Origin of the sequence: Glaciecola punicea (genome assembly GCF_001756615.1) — a bacterium.
Classification (GTDB): Bacteria; Pseudomonadota; Gammaproteobacteria; order Enterobacterales; family Alteromonadaceae; genus Glaciecola; species Glaciecola punicea.
In genome coordinates, this window is record NZ_LZXY01000019.1 from 1 (window position 1) to 2,979 (window position 2,979).

Here is a 2,979-nt window from a genome sequence, read left to right on the forward strand (position 1 = left end):
ACTTAGCGTGTTACTTGTCACACTTTATACCATCCTCTAAATTTCATGAGGTGTTGTATGGTTAAGCCTTACGGGCAATTAGTACAGGTTAGCTTAACGCCTTACAACGCTTCCACACCCTGCCTATCAACGTCGTAGTCTACGACAACCCTTCAAAGCGATTTAATCGCTAGGGATGACTCATCTTTGGGCTCGCTTCCCGCTTAGATGCTTTCAGCGGTTATCGATTCCGAACGTAGCTACCGGGCAATGCAATTGGCATCACAACCCGAACACCAGCGGTTCGTCCACTCCGGTCCTCTCGTACTAGGAGCAGCTCCCATCAATCATCCAACGCCCACACCAGATAGGGACCGAACTGTCTCACGACGTTCTAAACCCAGCTCGCGTACCACTTTAAATGGCGAACAGCCATACCCTTGGGACCGACTTCAGCCCCAGGATGTGATGAGCCGACATCGAGGTGCCAAACACCGCCGTCGATATGAACTCTTGGGCGGTATCAGCCTGTTATCCCCGGAGTACCTTTTATCCGTTGAGCGATGGCCCTTCCATTCAGAACCACCGGATCACTATGACCTACTTTCGTACCTGCTCGACGTGTCTGTCTCGCAGTTAAGCTGGCTTATGCCATTGCACTAACCTCCTGATGTCCGACCAGGATTAGCCAACCTTCGTGCTCCTCCGTTACACTTTGGGAGGAGACCGCCCCAGTCAAACTACCCACCAGACACTGTCCGCATCCCGGATTACGGGACAACGTTAGAACATCAAACGTACAAGGGTGGTATTTCAAGGTTGACTCCACGTCATCTAGCGACAACGTTTCATAGTCTCCCACCTATCCTACACATGTAGGGTCAATGTTCAGTGCCAAGCTGTAGTAAAGGTTCACGGGGTCTTTCCGTCTAGGTGCGGGTACACAGCATCTTCACTGCAATTTCAATTTCACTGAGTCTCGGGTGGAGACAGCGAGGCCATGGTTACACCATTCGTGCAGGTCGGAACTTACCCGACAAGGAATTTCGCTACCTTAGGACCGTTATAGTTACGGCCGCCGTTTACCGGGGCTTCGATCAAGAGCTTCGCTTACGCTAACCCCATCAATTAACCTTCCGGCACCGGGCAGGTGTCACACCGTATACGTCATCTCTCGATTTAGCACAGTGCTGTGTTTTTAATAAACAGTCCCAGCCTCCTGGTCACTGCGGCCCTCGCCCGCTTCTAGAGCAAGTCTAGTCACAGGTAAGGGCGTACCTTCTCCCGAAGTTACGGTACTATTTTGCCGAGTTCCTTCACCCGAGTTCTCTCAAGCGCCTTAGTATTCTCTACCTGACCACCTGTGTCGGTTTGGGGTACGGTTCATATAGCAATACGCTTAGAAGATTTTCCTGGAAGTATGGCATCAACAACTTCGACTCCGTGGAGTCTCGTCTCGTGTCTTAGTCTTCTCATTAAAGAGGATGGTCCGGATTTGCCTAAACCATCAACCTACGCACTTTCACATGGACTACCAACGCCATGCTTGCCTAGCCTTCTCCGTCTCTCCTTCACTCACTATATAAGTACAGAAATATTAATCTGTTTCCCATCGACTACGCATTTCTGCCTCGCCTTAGGGGCCGACTTACCCTGCCCTGATTAGCATGGGACAGGAAACCTTGGTCTTCCGGCGGGGGAGTTTTTCACTCCCCTTATCGTTACTCATGTCAGCATTCGCACTTGTGATATGTCCAGCATGCCTCCCGGCACACCTTCATCCACTTACACAACGCTCCCCTACCACTTGACTCGAAAGTCAAATCCGCAGCTTCGGTATATTGCTTAGCCCCGTTACATCTTCCGCGCAGGCCGACTCGACTAGTGAGCTATTACGCTTTCTTTAAAGGATGGCTGCTTCTAAGCCAACCTCCTAGCTGTCTTAGCCTTCCCACATCGTTTCCCACTTAGCAATATTTGGGGACCTTAGCTGGCGGTCTGGGTTGTTTCCCTCTTCACGACGGACGTTAGCACCCGCCGTGTGTCTCCCGGATAGCACTCATCGGTATTCGGAGTTTGCAAAGGGTTGGTAAGTCGGGATGACCCCCTAGCCTTAACAGTGCTCTACCCCCAATGGTGTTCGTCCGAGGCTCTACCTAAATAGATTTCGGGGAGAACCAGCTATCTCCCGGTTTGATTGGCCTTTCACCCCCAGCCACAAGTCATCTCCTGATTTTTCAACATCAGTGAGTTCGGTCCTCCAGTTGATGTTACTCAACCTTCAACCTGCCCATGGCTAGATCACCGGGTTTCGGGTCTATACCTAGCAACTAAACGCGCAGTTAACACTCGCTTTCGCTACGGCTCCCCTATTCGGTTAACCTTGCTACTAAATATAAGTCGCTGACCCATTATACAAAAGGTACGCAGTCACCCCACATTTCTCCTAAGAGAGTAAGGCTCCTACTGCTTGTACGTATACGGTTTCAGGTTCTATTTCACTCCCCTCACAGGGGTTCTTTTCGCCTTTCCCTCACGGTACTAGTTCACTATCGGTCAGTTAGGAGTATTTAGCCTTGGAGGATGGTCCCCCCATCTTCAATCAGGATAACACGTGTCCCGACCTACTTAATATGACCAACATGTCGCTTCGTGTACGGGGCTATCACCCGGTATCGCTGAGCTTCCCAACTCATTCCACTACGCCATGCTGATTCGGCTGTTCCCCGTTCGCTCGCCGCTACTAGGGGAATCTCGTTTGATTTCTCTTCCTAAGGGTACTTAGATGTTTCAGTTCCCCTCGTTTGCTTCATATAGCTATGTATTCACTATATGATAGGTCCTAAGACCTGGGTTTCCCCATTCGGAAATCATTGGGTATAACGCGTTTTGTCAGCTTCCCAATGCTTATCGCAGACTTACACGTCCTTCATCGCCTCTAACTGCCTAGGCATCCACCGTATACGCTTAGTCACTTAACCATACAACCCTCATAAAACT

At 50.3% G+C, this 2,979-nt stretch carries 1 rRNA gene; it reads right to left on the minus strand.

Annotation, left to right across the window (positions count from 1 at the left end):
- Positions 1-57: 57 nt before the first annotated feature.
- Positions 58-2,960, minus strand: a 23S ribosomal RNA gene (locus BAE46_RS14135).
- Positions 2,961-2,979: the final 19 nt, after the last annotated feature.